The 12,605-nt window shown below is 43.9% G+C and carries 13 protein-coding genes; 6 read left to right on the top strand and 7 right to left on the bottom strand.

The features are described 5' to 3' along the window. Window positions 1-2: 2 nt before the first annotated feature. On the bottom strand, window positions 3-605 hold the full coding sequence (locus ACXAGP_RS20860; RefSeq protein WP_475263675.1) for a hypothetical protein: 603 nt from the start codon (window positions 603-605) through the stop codon (window positions 3-5). A 125-nt stretch (window positions 606-730) separates the two neighbouring features. On the opposite strand from ACXAGP_RS20860, the gene ACXAGP_RS20855 reads away from it, so the two are divergent. Both ACXAGP_RS20855 and ACXAGP_RS20850 read left to right on the top strand, forming a co-directional pair. Further along, entirely contained in the window at window positions 731-2,572 is a 1,842-nt protein-coding gene (locus tag ACXAGP_RS20855; protein ID WP_475263673.1) for an FAD-binding oxidoreductase, read from the top strand. Window positions 2,573-2,710: 138 nt separating this feature from the next. Beyond that, window positions 2,711-3,643: an aldose epimerase family protein gene (locus ACXAGP_RS20850; protein WP_475263671.1), complete on the top strand. Its 933-nt coding sequence runs from the start codon at window positions 2,711-2,713 to the stop codon at window positions 3,641-3,643. Window positions 3,644-3,648: 5 nt separating this feature from the next. On the opposite strand, the gene ACXAGP_RS20845 is transcribed toward ACXAGP_RS20850, so the two are convergent. The 3 genes from ACXAGP_RS20845 to ACXAGP_RS20835 form a co-directional block, all read right to left on the bottom strand. After that, window positions 3,649-4,008, bottom strand: a complete 360-nt coding sequence (locus ACXAGP_RS20845; RefSeq protein WP_475263670.1) for a hypothetical protein — start codon at window positions 4,006-4,008, stop codon at window positions 3,649-3,651. 57 nt (window positions 4,009-4,065) lie between these two features. Continuing rightward, window positions 4,066-5,034: a hypothetical protein gene (locus ACXAGP_RS20840; RefSeq protein ID WP_475263669.1), complete on the bottom strand. Its 969-nt coding sequence runs from the start codon at window positions 5,032-5,034 to the stop codon at window positions 4,066-4,068. 109 nt (window positions 5,035-5,143) lie between these two features. Next, the gene (locus ACXAGP_RS20835; RefSeq protein WP_475263668.1) at window positions 5,144-5,512 is read right to left on the bottom strand and encodes a hypothetical protein; all 369 of its coding nucleotides are present in this window, start codon (window positions 5,510-5,512) and stop codon (window positions 5,144-5,146) included. Window positions 5,513-5,618: 106 nt separating this feature from the next. Between ACXAGP_RS20835 and ACXAGP_RS20830 the strand changes: the two genes are divergently transcribed. Next, a complete protein-coding gene (locus ACXAGP_RS20830) occupies window positions 5,619-6,017 on the top strand; it encodes a hypothetical protein (protein ID WP_475263666.1) in 399 nt (132 codons plus the stop codon). Between the two features lie 4 nt (window positions 6,018-6,021). Here ACXAGP_RS20830 and ACXAGP_RS20825 read toward each other — a convergent pair whose 3' ends face one another. Together ACXAGP_RS20825 and ACXAGP_RS20820 are read right to left on the bottom strand one after the other, a co-directional pair. After that, a complete protein-coding gene (locus ACXAGP_RS20825) occupies window positions 6,022-6,741 on the bottom strand; it encodes a sulfotransferase-like domain-containing protein (protein WP_475263665.1) in 720 nt (239 codons plus the stop codon). Window position 6,742: 1 nt separating this feature from the next. Further along, window positions 6,743-7,660 carry an aminotransferase class IV gene (locus ACXAGP_RS20820; RefSeq protein WP_475263663.1) on the bottom strand — a complete coding sequence of 306 codons (918 nt, stop codon included), beginning with the start codon at window positions 7,658-7,660 and terminating at the stop codon, window positions 6,743-6,745. A 63-nt stretch (window positions 7,661-7,723) separates the two neighbouring features. Here ACXAGP_RS20820 and ACXAGP_RS20815 point away from each other — a divergent pair, with 63 nt between their 5' ends. Then, window positions 7,724-8,272 carry a DinB family protein gene (locus ACXAGP_RS20815; protein WP_475263662.1) on the top strand — a complete coding sequence of 183 codons (549 nt, stop codon included), beginning with the start codon at window positions 7,724-7,726 and terminating at the stop codon, window positions 8,270-8,272. On the opposite strand, the gene ACXAGP_RS20810 is transcribed toward ACXAGP_RS20815, so the two are convergent. Then, the gene (locus ACXAGP_RS20810; RefSeq protein WP_475263660.1) at window positions 8,214-9,107 is read right to left on the bottom strand and encodes an AraC family transcriptional regulator; all 894 of its coding nucleotides are present in this window, start codon (window positions 9,105-9,107) and stop codon (window positions 8,214-8,216) included. The two genes, ACXAGP_RS20815 and ACXAGP_RS20810, sit on opposite strands and share 59 nt — an antisense overlap. Window positions 9,108-9,294: 187 nt before the next feature. On the opposite strand from ACXAGP_RS20810, the gene ACXAGP_RS20805 reads away from it, so the two are divergent. Together ACXAGP_RS20805 and ACXAGP_RS20800 are read left to right on the top strand one after the other, a co-directional pair. Then, window positions 9,295-10,455 carry an iron-containing alcohol dehydrogenase gene (locus tag ACXAGP_RS20805; protein ID WP_475263658.1) on the top strand — a complete coding sequence of 387 codons (1,161 nt, stop codon included), beginning with the start codon at window positions 9,295-9,297 and terminating at the stop codon, window positions 10,453-10,455. Window positions 10,456-10,790: 335 nt separating this feature from the next. Beyond that, the gene (locus tag ACXAGP_RS20800; protein WP_475263656.1) at window positions 10,791-12,509 is read left to right on the top strand and encodes a cytochrome-c peroxidase; all 1,719 of its coding nucleotides are present in this window, start codon (window positions 10,791-10,793) and stop codon (window positions 12,507-12,509) included. Window positions 12,510-12,605: the final 96 nt, after the last annotated feature.

Here is a 12,605-nt window from a genome sequence, read left to right as displayed (position 1 = left end):
AGCTAGCGGCCTACAACCAATTGCGATAGCCAGTTACCGTTTTCAACCGTGTGACGAATGGCCAGAATTTGATAGTTGCCATCAAACCAGGCACTGCAGTTTTTTAACGCTACTTTTTGCCCCGGTAGCAAGTGGGCTTGCCCCTGCACCGTTAATTCCACTTCACAGGGAAATGTGCTTTGCTCAGTGGAACTGCCTTCAAAATGCGTGACACCATTAAAGTCCAATAGTGACTCACCATATTCAAAGCAAACAGAAACTTCATTACCCTCAGGGTATTCAGCGTCATTGACGGCGTTCAATAGCACGACTGTGCCCAAGCCTGAAGCCACTCGCGCTTCAAGTGCAATCAGTGTTCCGGAAAAGACTTTGGTTGTTGTGTCGTAGCCCAAAGCAATTTCGATGTCAGAATGAGGTTGGATGTTATCCGGGAAATGGATGCTATCAGTAGCTTGAGAAGACTCATTGATAGTCACTGTTGCCAAGCTCTCGTCATCGGTATTTAAGGTGACTTGAATACTATGGATTTGGTGACTTGCGCTGAGGGCTTTACCATCAATGGTGACTGCCGCCATTAGACTCAGTTCTTTATTGCTTTCCTTCATATCTCTCCACTTATCACTTTTTTGTTATTTTATTTACATTTGATGGTAAATATATTCTTTACCACTACACTTGAGCCTGTTGAATTAAAAAAAACACCACAAGGAACATAATAAGGAACGGTGCCATGACTCAATCTAAAAGACTCAATATTTCTGCTACTACCCCTGTACTTCATTCAGTTGAACACATGGAGCCTGATATTAAGGAGCCAATGCAACAGCGAAGAGAAGTACTTTATGTGTTTTCTGACATTGTAAACAATGCACAGTTGTTTTTTGAAGCCATGATAGCGCAGGGCTTCGATAAAAATCGACTGTTAACACCTACAAACAATGGTACCAGCCAGGTGGCAGGTTTGAATACTTATCAAACAGAATCTTTGGTTTTTAACACCCGATACCAATATCACCCATTTGCAATCGCCATGTGCCAGTCTACTCAAGACGTTGTGATGACCTATAAAACCGCCATCAAATATAACTTGCCTGTGAGAGTGCGAACAGGCGGTCATGATCATGCAGGTGAATCCAGTGGCGACAATACAGTGCTAATCGATGTCACTGGCATAAAACCAGAAATTTCTATAGATGATGACGGTATAGCAACCATTGGTGCTGGTTATCGATTCTATCAGCTAACGCCTGCTCTGGCCCATAAGGACAAAATGCTCCCTCATGGTACCTGTGCCACGGTTGCCCTTTCTGGCTTTATCCAAGGCGGGGGCTGGGGACCTTGGACCCGAAAACACGGCATGTGCTGTGAACATCTCAAAGAAGCCACTGTTGTATTAGGCGATGGTTCTGTTATTCAGGCAACGGAAGACAATCACTCTGAAATTTTGTGGGCCCTGCGAGGTGGCGGCGGTATGAGCTATGGCATAGTTACAGAGTGGAAAGTACAAACTTTCGATTTACCCAAGGAGATCCACCGCTTTACGATTGAGTGGAATATTCCCTGTACTACCAAGCTTGCAGATGACTGCCCTACTCCGAGTCACGAATATCCGACAATAGACATATTGGAGGAATGGGAAGAGGCCATCAATAAACAAAATGCGGCACTATTGGGCACTAACCTGAAAATAAACGCCATTCCCTTTGACGGTGATTTTAATAAAGAATATGAAAAAGGGTTGTATCATCATTGCCTGATGTACGGTTATTGGGAGGGCGATGAGAATACTCTGCTGGACTTTATCGACCAGAGTTTCTCTAAAACCGGAGGGAAAAGCGGACATGTTGTGATCTACCCTGCTAATGGTGCGGGCCAGACTGATCCGGCAGCCAAATATCCTTCCGATCTGATGGGCGATTGGGGCAGAAACTCACTGGCCGATGTAAGCCAATACTCGGGTTATGGTTTGGGTAAGACCGCACTTTTAGAAGGCACACCATTCACTCCTGATTACGATGCTCCAGCACCACACAAAATCAGCTCTAAACTGGTCCCCTCTTTGGCCTCGGGATTATGGACAGATGTCAGCAGAAAACAACTCATTAAAACCTTGTCATCTAACCTGTTGAGTCCTCAAAACGAGCAGCTTGGATTGTTTAGCTACGTCACCTTAGGTGCAATCACTGGTAAATATTATCAAGACATGGATATCCAGCAAGAAGAGGCTTGTCAGGGACCCAAAAAGGTAGACGGCGTATTAGGTGTGGCGTTTCCCTATCGCCCTTGCCAATACACCATTCAATATCAAACCTGGTGGAATGAATCCATCAAAAACAAAATCGAGCTGCAAACCAATGAAGTGTTTGTGGATACCAATCGAGCGATGGACTGGATTGATGTCTCTCAATCCACCAATATTGACGGCGCCTATGGCGCGTTTATCAGTTTCAAGGATCCTGGTATTGCTACCAAAATATACTTTCAGGAAAATTATGAACCACTGAAAGAAATTAAAAAGTCATATGTCAAAGACACCTACAACCATCTGCGTACTCGCAAGACCATTATCTAGCGCAGCATATTAGCCACCACCCAGCATTCGTGTTCGGGTGGTTATCTTTTCTCGTTTCTGATTTTCAAATACCAACGCTGCGGTTCTAATTAAACCAAAAACTGTTATATTTCTTGAAAAAAATAATCCGAGTAAACGATGTTAAAAACCTGGCAAATCACTAACCAAAATGGCAATCAAGCAACTATTTTAAATTATGGCGCTCGCTTGCTTGACTGGAGTGCTGATGTAACAAACGGCCGAAATATTATTGTCGGTTATGATCACGTAGAAGATTATTTGCAAGATGGTGCCTATATGGGAGCCATTGCAGGTCCTTATGCCAATCGAATTGCAGGGGCCCGGGTAAATATCGATGGTAAAACAATCAACCTGGGGGCCAATGAAGGTACCAATCATTTACATGGGGGGCAAGATGGCTTGCAAGCGGTGTATTGGCAACTGGAATCCCAAACCGAAAACGCCATCACGTTAGTGCATCAGCACCTTGGTTCATCTGATGTGGGTTATCCAGGTAACATCATCTTTAAAGTGACCTATAGGGTTACAGAAAAAGATGAACTCATTATTGATATCAAAGCACAATCTGAGCGTATCGTGCCCATAGGCCCTACAGGTCACGCCTATTTTAATCTGGGAGAGCACAGTAAAAATATCAACAACCACACTTTGCAACTGAATGCGGAAAGTTATACGCCAGTAGACGAACAAAATATCCCTACTGGCAGTATTGAAGCAGTGCCAGAGGAATATGATTTCGAAAGCGCCAAAGCCGTTACCGCAAGGTTAGATAACAATTTTGTGGTAAAGCATGGCCAAAACTCATTGCCTGTGGCCACGCTAATTAGCCCCGACGGCAAACTTACGCTTGAAGTTTGTTCTGACTACCCGGGTATCCAGGTGTACACTGCTGATCACATGAGCACGCCATTCGTATCGCGTAACGCTATATGCCTGGAGCCACAATACTTCCCTGATGCCCCAAATAAGGCCAACTTCCCTTTTGAGTTTACTGAGCCGGGAAAACCATTTCACAAATTTATTAAATATCAGCTCAAGAACGCGGAATGATAGTCTCAGAGTGTTTTGTTATTGCGCTTTTTGGTGAAGATTTTCGTTAGCCAATAAGCTATCAAAAAAAGCAGTGCCACGATGAACTGTATAATTAACAGTATACCGGCGGCAATTGATGCTTGAGGGTCACTTGCTACACCAAAGGTTAATAAAACGCTAATTGCAGCTAAAAAAAACAAGACAATACAAGCAATTGTTTTTGCGATAAGGCCATCGCTTTGTTTTAGCGTGATAAAGAAAGCACTGTAGGGTATTGCAAAAAGCAGAAAGGTGGATGGATTGTAGTAAGAAGTCATCATGGCACAAACCAGTGGAACAATTACGGCCCCCGCTCTTATCAAATTCAAAAGTGAAAGCTGCAAGTACTCGTTCCTTCTCCGTGAGACCAATATTTAACCTGACCGTATGAGTTAAGAAAATTAAAACACAAAGCCTGAGTTTTTCTCTTTCTGGCCTTCGGCCTTCATTTGGGTTTTGTGTTTGTCCAATAATTTCGCGATTGACTCATTAACTTTAACAGAGACAAACTTTTCCACCTCTTTGCTGCTAAAAGCACTATAGGCTGGTAATTGGCAACCCATTTCGATATAGCCGTGCGCCTCATTAATGCCAAAGTAGCGAGCAGCAGCATCGCTGCGGTAATAGGTATTTTTTACCTCAAACTGACACTGTGCCGACTGAACCTTAAATTGAATAGCTTGTTTCCCCTCAAGCACGCGTTTTTGAGTCTTTTTATTGAGGCTACTGAAAGCATCAATATCCACTTGATAGCGTTTTGCAATGGCCGCAAGAATAACGTCAATTCGCTCAGCATCCAGCCTTTCCACAATTTGCTCCGCTTTCAAGGACAGTATTTTACCCTGATGATCGACACTAAAGGTTAAGGTTGCGAGTTTATCAACTCCGGATTTTGATTTGAATTTCGACACCACGGTAGGTGTTTCAGCATCGGCATAGACAACAGAGTTAAAAGCCCATTGGCATTGCGGTTGAGCATACTTTTTACTGATAGTGTGAACTAACGAGTTTTGCGCAACAGTAAGATCGTCTTTTACTCGACGTTTTAAGGCTTCTTTCCTGCCGGATAAATACTCGTCTTCGCTGACCAGTTTTTGATAAGTATCGCTTACGATTTCTGTTATACCAAAACTCGTTTGCCGACAGGCGATTTGATGCCCTGCTCTTTCCCGTACCGTTGCCGCAGAGCTAAGTTGTTGGTTGCCATCTTGCAGATAAAAGCTTTGCTGCCCTACACCAAGTTGTTGTTGCAGGCTTTTATTGCCCCCCAACTCCAGTCCATAAAGCGTCATCGGGCTGTCCTTGGCAAGGACTGAATTAGATAAAATAACGAAGGTGAGCACTGCGAAAAGGGATTTAATGTATTGCATGAAGACTCCGTCAAAAAAATGTAAACCTTGCTTGAAGTTGTCATGTGTTAACGCAATTCAGCAGGTTTATGTGGTTATTGAGTTTTTTTATGCAACTTTTGCACCTGAATCAATAGCGACCTTGCAAAAATCTAATGGGTGTAAAATCTCCTTCTTCCAAAAGAGGTAAACTGCCATCTTCGAGGCATTTCGCAATCCATAATTTTGTAGATTTTGTTAGCGCCATCGGGGCAGCTGCAGTTACTTCAGTTATAAGTGATGGATTAATGTCTGCAGTAGCCAAGGCAATCGCTTGCCACACGTTATGTTCGGCTGATTCAATTTCCGCCAGTAAAGTTTGATGAGCCGTTACATCCAAATCATTTTTGCGCTCAAATTGTCGTTGTAATTGTATGGCGCGACGAAAAGCCGGAGCTACCAACTGATGAAACAGGGACTCTTCTGCAGGGCTGAGATGATGATAGTTTTTTTGAGACATAATTCCCCATCTTACAAACTAACCCGTGTGGGATAAACTGTTTTATCAGTGGCAACTTTATCGGTTTTGTCTACACTGAAGCAACGCAAGTAAACAGGATAACAAAATGACCGAGTCGGAGCTCATTGGTGTAGTGTTTCAGATCAGGGACCAAATCAACTTTCTGTGGAATTTTTACGTTACTGCCTGTGCCGTATTGATAGGCTGGATATTTTCCGACAGCATGAGTTGGACCAAAGATAAATTTTACGCCATTTGCGGTTTATTCATTGTTTTCGCCGTTATTAATGTTTCAGCGATTAACACTGAATACGGCTTGCTAGAAACCGCATTACAGGACTTGCACAACCAAATACAAAACAGCGGTCGCTTTGCAACCCAGCTTGCGAACACGCCCGGAATGGGCGCCTTCGGCGCGATTGCCGTTCACTTAGTCGTGGATTTAATGTTGTTGCGGCTAATACATTATCGTTATACACGCAAACGCATTGATACTCAGGTTTGAAAGGTTATCGCACTCGCTTTTCATATAATGCCATATAAGCAGGCATAACCTGCTGCACAACCTCCTGTTGCCAATCACTCAACTGGATTGTCTTTTCCTGGTATGGAGCGAACCCCGTAGAGCGCTCAACAGAATGATACCAATGGCTGGCCCAAACACCATCAGAGTCACGTTTTCCTGTGGGCCATTGCAGCATATTTGGCTCAAATGGTACGCTTAATCTTTCACACAGTTTACGCAACATCCGCTCAGGAGATTTGAGCACCTCATTAGAATCAATAATTGGGATTTTCTGACCGGTTTGCTGGGTCAGCAGTGTGTAGATTTCTGCTTGTCGGATGATACCAATCTCCTCAGCAGTACAGACACCACGACTGTTTGTGTAGGAAGCCACCACCTCTTTGGGGTTTCTTATTAAAAAACAATGTTTTAGCTCTTTGGCCCAATCGAAACTGTTATTCAGCATGTGATGGGTCATGTGTTTTTGATACTGCACTGGTGTTGTTACATTTCCCGAACTCAACTGTGTGGCAACCTCGTCATAATGTCTGCACTGAGAGGTCAACACCTGCTCAAACATTGGATGAGGGCTCTGAGTTTGGGCCAGGTAAAAGGCGTAAAATGGTTCATCCACGACACTACAATCGCTGCGATTTTCCCAACTGCGCATCATGGCGGTGGAAATGTTGCGTGGTCCAGACCACATAGCTATTCTGGTGGTCATGTTAACTTTCCTCACACGCGCGTTCGATCATATCAACATAAAGATGCTGTAAACGAGCTAATAGCGGTGTTTCGTCCTCTTCACCGATTGTACGGCCATCAACTTGTTTAACTCGAGTCAAGCCCGCGAACGTGCCAGTAACAAAGGCTTCATCCGCTCCATAAACGTCTGACAAGGTAAAATTTCGTTCGTATACAGGTATATTGTTTAGCTTGCAAACATTGATCACATTGCGCCGGGTTATGCCATCAAGGCAATAGTCACCGGTTGAAGTCCACACTTCGCCTTGGCGAACAATAAAAAAATGGGTGGAATTACAAGTAGCCACAAAACCATGAGGATCCAGCATCAAAGATTCATCTGCGCCCGCTTTGGCTGCCTGAATACAGGCAAAAATACAATTTAATTTGGAGTGCGTATTTAACTTGGGATCTTGCACATCGGAGTAGCCGCGACGGACGTGACTGGTAAACAGAGCAATACCGTTAAAATCGTCCTTTATCAGCGGAGTTTTGTGCTCTGCAATAATCACAATGGTGGCAGGCGTGATAGTCACTCTGGGGTCCTGATAGGGAGTTGCCTTAATGCCGCGAGTTACCATGAGGCGAATATGCACACCATCATGCATATTATTGGCATTACAAGTTTGCTGTATCCTGTCAATCAACCCCTGTTTACTTATTCCCGGCTCCATATCCAATGCTTTAAAGCCATCAAATAACCTTTTCATGTGTTGCTCAATAAAAGCTAACCGCCCGTGGTGCAACCGGATCCCTTCCCATACACCATCCCCTAAGATAAAGCCGCTATCAAATACAGAAATTTTCGCCTGCGCTCTAGGAACAAGCTTTCCATTGATATTGATGAGAATATCGGCATTGCGGGGATCATCGACATATTCATGCGTGCCTTTGGCCATATTTTTACTACCCAAGTAAACTGAATTTACCTAGTATTAGTTCAAAAATTGTGGAAGAACAACATGTTATCGTGTTTTGAGTACAAACAATGGGCAGACAAACACACCATAGAGGCGATTAAACTGCTAGCTGTGGAGAGAAAAGGTAGCACCGCGTTTTGTTTACAACAGTTAAATCATATGACCATTGTTGAAGAATTATTTATCTCCCGTATTGAACAACGCCCTGCCCCTCATGAGTCGACAAACACAGTCACTATTCCACTCTTTGAGGAATTACAAGAAAGAAACAATCGCAACAATCTGTGGTTGCAGGAATATCTTAAAAACAACGGCGAAATTCAACTGCAAACCCCAATCAGTTTTATTTTTACCGATGGTAAGCCCGGTAGATTAACCGTTCAGGAGATCTTAATGCATCTTTTGACTCATGCTAGCTACCATCGCGGTAATATTGCTCACGCCCTCGATCTTGCAGGCACTGCGCATCCTGTTGATGGCTTAGCGATGTATCTTCATCAGGCACAACCCGACAGAAGAGAGCCTAACAGGACTATGCCGCCGCAGTTTGCGACGGGGGAAAGCCGAAAAAGCGTTTGTATTCGCGACTAAACTGGGAAAAGCTGTTGTACCCCACATGATAACTGGCTTCATTGGCTTGCATACCCTGCACCAGTAAAGCCTGCGCTTTTTGCAGTTTGGTGGCTTTAATATATTGATTAGGCGGTACATGCATCAAGCGTTTAAAGGCGTTAAAAAAAGCGGTTTTACTCATATTGGAAAGACTGGCTAATTCACTTACCTGTATGGTTTTATTGAGATTGGAGTGGATAAAGTTGACCGCTTTGGCAACGGGTTGAATCTGCCCGTATTGATTCAATAATTCCCGCAAAGCAAAGCCATGGTCGCTAGTGAGTATGCGATAGTAAATTTCATCAACAATGGCATTTCCCAGCACTTTTGCATCTCGTTTATCACTGGCAGTCACCAACAGGCGATTAAATACATCAATTAGCTCTTCATTGGCGTCCCCCACTAAAACACAAGAGCTTTTTTGAAGGGACTTTTCTCCGGTTTCTTCTTCCACCCGTTCGATTTGCAAGATGATATCTGCCAACCTCACCAGGTCGATATCTAACGCGGCAGATAAAAATGGTTTTTCTGGTGATGCTTCTACTATCTCAGTTTGTACCGGCATAGGTAAGAAATTAATGAAGAAGTTACCCGCTTGATAGCGATAGACCTCTGAACCAACGTGACATACCTTTTCACCCTGAGCTATCAGACAAATAAGGGGCTCATACAGGTATGGGCTTTTGTTATGGATGTGGCTAGCCTTATAAACCCCAACACCGGTTACGTTGGTTGCGGTAAACCCCTCTTGCGATGTTTGTCTCTCAATGTAACCTTTAAAATCTTGTAACTTTTTTTGTTTTTCGATGCCCATAACAAGTCCCGACTGAATAAAAAGGGGGTATCTGAAGTTTACCCCAATCACCTTATAACAAAACAAAAACAATACACTCTTGGACGATTAGGCATAAAATAGACACTATTTTGTATCTTCTTACCCACTTCAAAACACTATAGTGAAAAAAGTAATTCTCTCTCTTGGTGCTAAAAAGGAGCAACAGATGCAAGATTTTAACTACCACAACCCTACGCAGATTGTATTCGGACAGAATCGTTTTGATGAAATAGATAAGCTCGTCCCTAAAGAAGCCAGCGTTATGATCACCTATGGCGGACAGAGCGCTAAAAAGTACGGCACTATTGATAAGGTTATTAAAGCATTAGGCAACAGAAAAATAGTGGAGTTTTCCGGTATTGAAGCCAATCCCAAATTTGAAACTTTGGTTCGTGCTGCTGAGCTGGCCAAGCAACACCAGGTAACCTATTTACTGGCAGTTGGTGGTGGCTCGGTAATGGACGGCACCAAATTTATTGCCTTAGCAGTATTAAAGCCTGATTCAGAATACCAGGACATTCTGTCACATGGTTTCGCACCCGTTCCCCAAACTGAGGCATTACCCCTCGCCTGTGTTGCCACCCTGCCCGCAACGGGATCTGAGATGAATGGCTTTGCAGTCATCACCCTGAATGAGCAAAAGTATCCAATGTTCTCACCTGAGGTATACCCACAGTTCTCTTTGCTTGACCCTGATTTAACTTTGACGCTACCCAAAGAGCAAATAGCCAATGGTGTGGCTGATGCGTTCATTCACGTTATTGAACAATATTTAACCTACCCGGTGAATGCTAAAGTGCAGGACAGGACGGCCGAAGGGATCCTGAAAACGCTTATTGAGGACGGTCCCGTCACTTATCTTGACAACAACAATATTGAAGCGCGAAAAAACTTCATGTGGTCAGCTACATCCGCTCTAAATGGCAATATTGGTGTCGGTGTCCCGCAGGATTGGTCCACCCACATGATTGGCCACGAAATGACTGCGCTGTTTGATATTGCTCATGGCCGGACACTGGCTATTGTATTGCCGCATTTGCTGAGGGCGCGTAAACAACAAAAGCATGCCAAACTGCTGCAGTATGCTGAAAGGGTCTGGAATATAAACAGCGGCACAGATGAGCAAAAAATTGACGAGGCAATTACTAAAACAGAAGCCTTCTTTAACTCACTGGATATCGTAACACAGCTATCTCATTACAATATTGATGAGCAAGGAATAGAAAAAATCATATCTAACCTAAACAAAATGGGCATGACAGCTTTGTCTGAAACACAAGACTTAGGACTGGATGAAGTGAGAAAGATTCTAATTTCAGCACTGTAATTTTAAACTTTTTTCAGGCCGCCGTAGCGGCCTGAATGACTTTTGCAAATAAATGTTATGTGAGCCTATTCACAAATAATAAACCTTTCATTTGTCACCATAGTTTCTTGTGGGTTCTTCATTTTTCTCCAGCCACAACCAAGCTTCAAACCGCTAAGGTAAAAGCAACTGACGTAGTTTTGCTGTGACATCACTGACGCAAATTACATTTTTTTGTCAACTTTGTAATTTTTGTGTCAACCAACTCAACTCCACTGCGTTGTATGAAATAAGGAACGTGATGCTGTATTTCATGTTCTGCATAAAAATAGCGCTGCAAGGCAGCAGAGAGGTTGATGATGAAAAAGGCAATTGCGATAAGTTTAATGTTGGCAACGGCATTAGCAATGGATGTTAACGCCCAACAAGGTCCTGTTAGAGAAGACGGACCTCGAACTCCCAATCCAGGTCCAGGTAACCCAAACCCTGGTCCCGGTAACCCCAATCCAGGTCCGGGTAACCCAAACCCTGGTCCCGGTAATCCCAATCCAGGTCCTGGTACCCCTAATCCCGGACCCGGCAATCCAAATCCGGATCAGGGAAACCAAAACCTGGAACAGCAACTACAACAACTGGTGCAGCAACTTGAGTTAGAGAGTATCAATGCTGAGGGCTTACCCTCCATAGATGATCCTCTTCCTCAATTGGGAAAATCATTGTTCTTTACCAAAAACCTGGGTGGTGAGGAAAGCGCAGCCTGTGTTTCATGTCATCACCCGGTTTTAGGCGGCAGTGATGAATTGTCTCTATCGGTGGGTGTTGATGCTGTCGATGAATTGGATGAATCGGCACACGATCTGCTTGGTCATGGTCGCTTTAATGGTAACGATTCAGACTATCTTCCATCAGTACCCCGGAATGCCCCCACTATCTTTAACGCTGGCTTAAATGAGCAGCGAATGTTTTGGGATGGTAGAGTAGAAAGACAAAACAACGGGCAGATCATCACGCCCGACTCCGAACCCAATCGTCGTGGTAATCTGAGGGCGGACAGCAACCTTCCGGAAGGTACCACACTCGCTGCAGCTCAAGCGCGTTTTCCAGTTACATCACCAGACGAAATGCGTGGTGATTTTGAATTTGATTTGGATAATGAAGCGTATCGCCAGGTTTTAGCTGAAAGATTAAATGATACCGACACCTTGTGGTCTGTGTCGTTTGAGCAAGCTTATAATGACGATGAGATTACCTTTGATCGTATTGCTGAAGCTATCGGTGAATACGAACGTTCAATGGTGTTTATCAATAGTCCCTGGAATCGTTACCTCTCAGGAGAAAGTGATGCACTAAATGACGAAGAAAAAGCCGGAGCGGTGCTTTTTTTCAGTAATGCCAATCAAGGTGGCGCAGGTTGCGGTACATGTCATTCAGGTTCTACGCTTTCTGGACGTGGTTTCCAACTTGTGGCCTTCCCACAATTTGGCCCCGGTAAAGGTAATCCAGGTGTAGCGACAAACAATCAAGATTTCGGTAGAGAAAATATTACAGGTGACAATGAAGATCGCTATCATTTTCGAGCACCTAGCCTGCTGAACATCGCGGTAACCGCGCCATATGGCCACACTGGAGCTTATCAAACCTTAGAGGAAGTCGTGCGACATTACAGCAACCCAAGGCAGTCTATCAATAGGTTATTTGGCGCGCGTAATGGGGAGCCATTTGCCAATAACAACGCGCCTTTCTGTGAGTTACCGCAAGTAGCCGATCTGATCTCAAAAACAGGGCAAACCTGCGAATCTCTCTACCCTGACGCCTATGACAATTCTATTCAAGTGGTTGAGCACCTTCAAAATGTAAGAAACGGCGATGCGCCGGCGCGATTCCCCTTGCGAGGCTCGCCCAATTTGAACCAACAAGAAGTAAGCCAATTAGTCGCATTTATGGAAGCTTTAACCGATCCTTGTTTGTTAGACAGAGAGTGTTTAGATCCTTGGATTGTAGATCATGATGAAGAAGCCAATTTTCCAGATGATGTTCCTTTAATAGCTGAAGACCAAAACGGTCAAAGTCTTTAGTAAAATCCTTCTAATGGTCGCAACAAGCGGCCATTTTTTTATCGATGACTATATTCTTTGATGTAATGCACTACAGTAATTCAATATTATCTTGCA

It is taken from the genome of Planctobacterium sp. AWM4_229 (genome assembly GCF_056160305.1).
Note: the sequence above shows the minus strand (reverse complement) of the source record. Positions and strands in the feature narration are given on the sequence as shown.

Coding starts and splice junctions, on each gene's coding strand:
- ACXAGP_RS20850 (WP_475263671.1), top strand. CDS start 2,711: ATGTTAAAAACCTGGCAAATCACTAACCAAAATGGCAATCAAGCAACT.
- ACXAGP_RS20860 (WP_475263675.1), bottom strand. CDS start 605: ATGAAGGAAAGCAATAAAGAACTGAGTCTAATGGCGGCAGTCACCATT.
- ACXAGP_RS20855 (WP_475263673.1), top strand. CDS start 731: ATGACTCAATCTAAAAGACTCAATATTTCTGCTACTACCCCTGTACTT.
- ACXAGP_RS20805 (WP_475263658.1), top strand. CDS start 9,295: ATGCAAGATTTTAACTACCACAACCCTACGCAGATTGTATTCGGACAG.
- ACXAGP_RS20835 (WP_475263668.1), bottom strand. CDS start 5,512: ATGTCTCAAAAAAACTATCATCATCTCAGCCCTGCAGAAGAGTCCCTG.
- ACXAGP_RS20840 (WP_475263669.1), bottom strand. CDS start 5,034: ATGCAATACATTAAATCCCTTTTCGCAGTGCTCACCTTCGTTATTTTA.
- ACXAGP_RS20820 (WP_475263663.1), bottom strand. CDS start 7,660: ATGGCCAAAGGCACGCATGAATATGTCGATGATCCCCGCAATGCCGAT.
- ACXAGP_RS20815 (WP_475263662.1), top strand. CDS start 7,724: ATGTTATCGTGTTTTGAGTACAAACAATGGGCAGACAAACACACCATA.
- ACXAGP_RS20800 (WP_475263656.1), top strand. CDS start 10,791: ATGATGAAAAAGGCAATTGCGATAAGTTTAATGTTGGCAACGGCATTA.
- ACXAGP_RS20830 (WP_475263666.1), top strand. CDS start 5,619: ATGACCGAGTCGGAGCTCATTGGTGTAGTGTTTCAGATCAGGGACCAA.
- ACXAGP_RS20810 (WP_475263660.1), bottom strand. CDS start 9,107: ATGGGCATCGAAAAACAAAAAAAGTTACAAGATTTTAAAGGTTACATT.
- ACXAGP_RS20825 (WP_475263665.1), bottom strand. CDS start 6,741: ATGACCACCAGAATAGCTATGTGGTCTGGACCACGCAACATTTCCACC.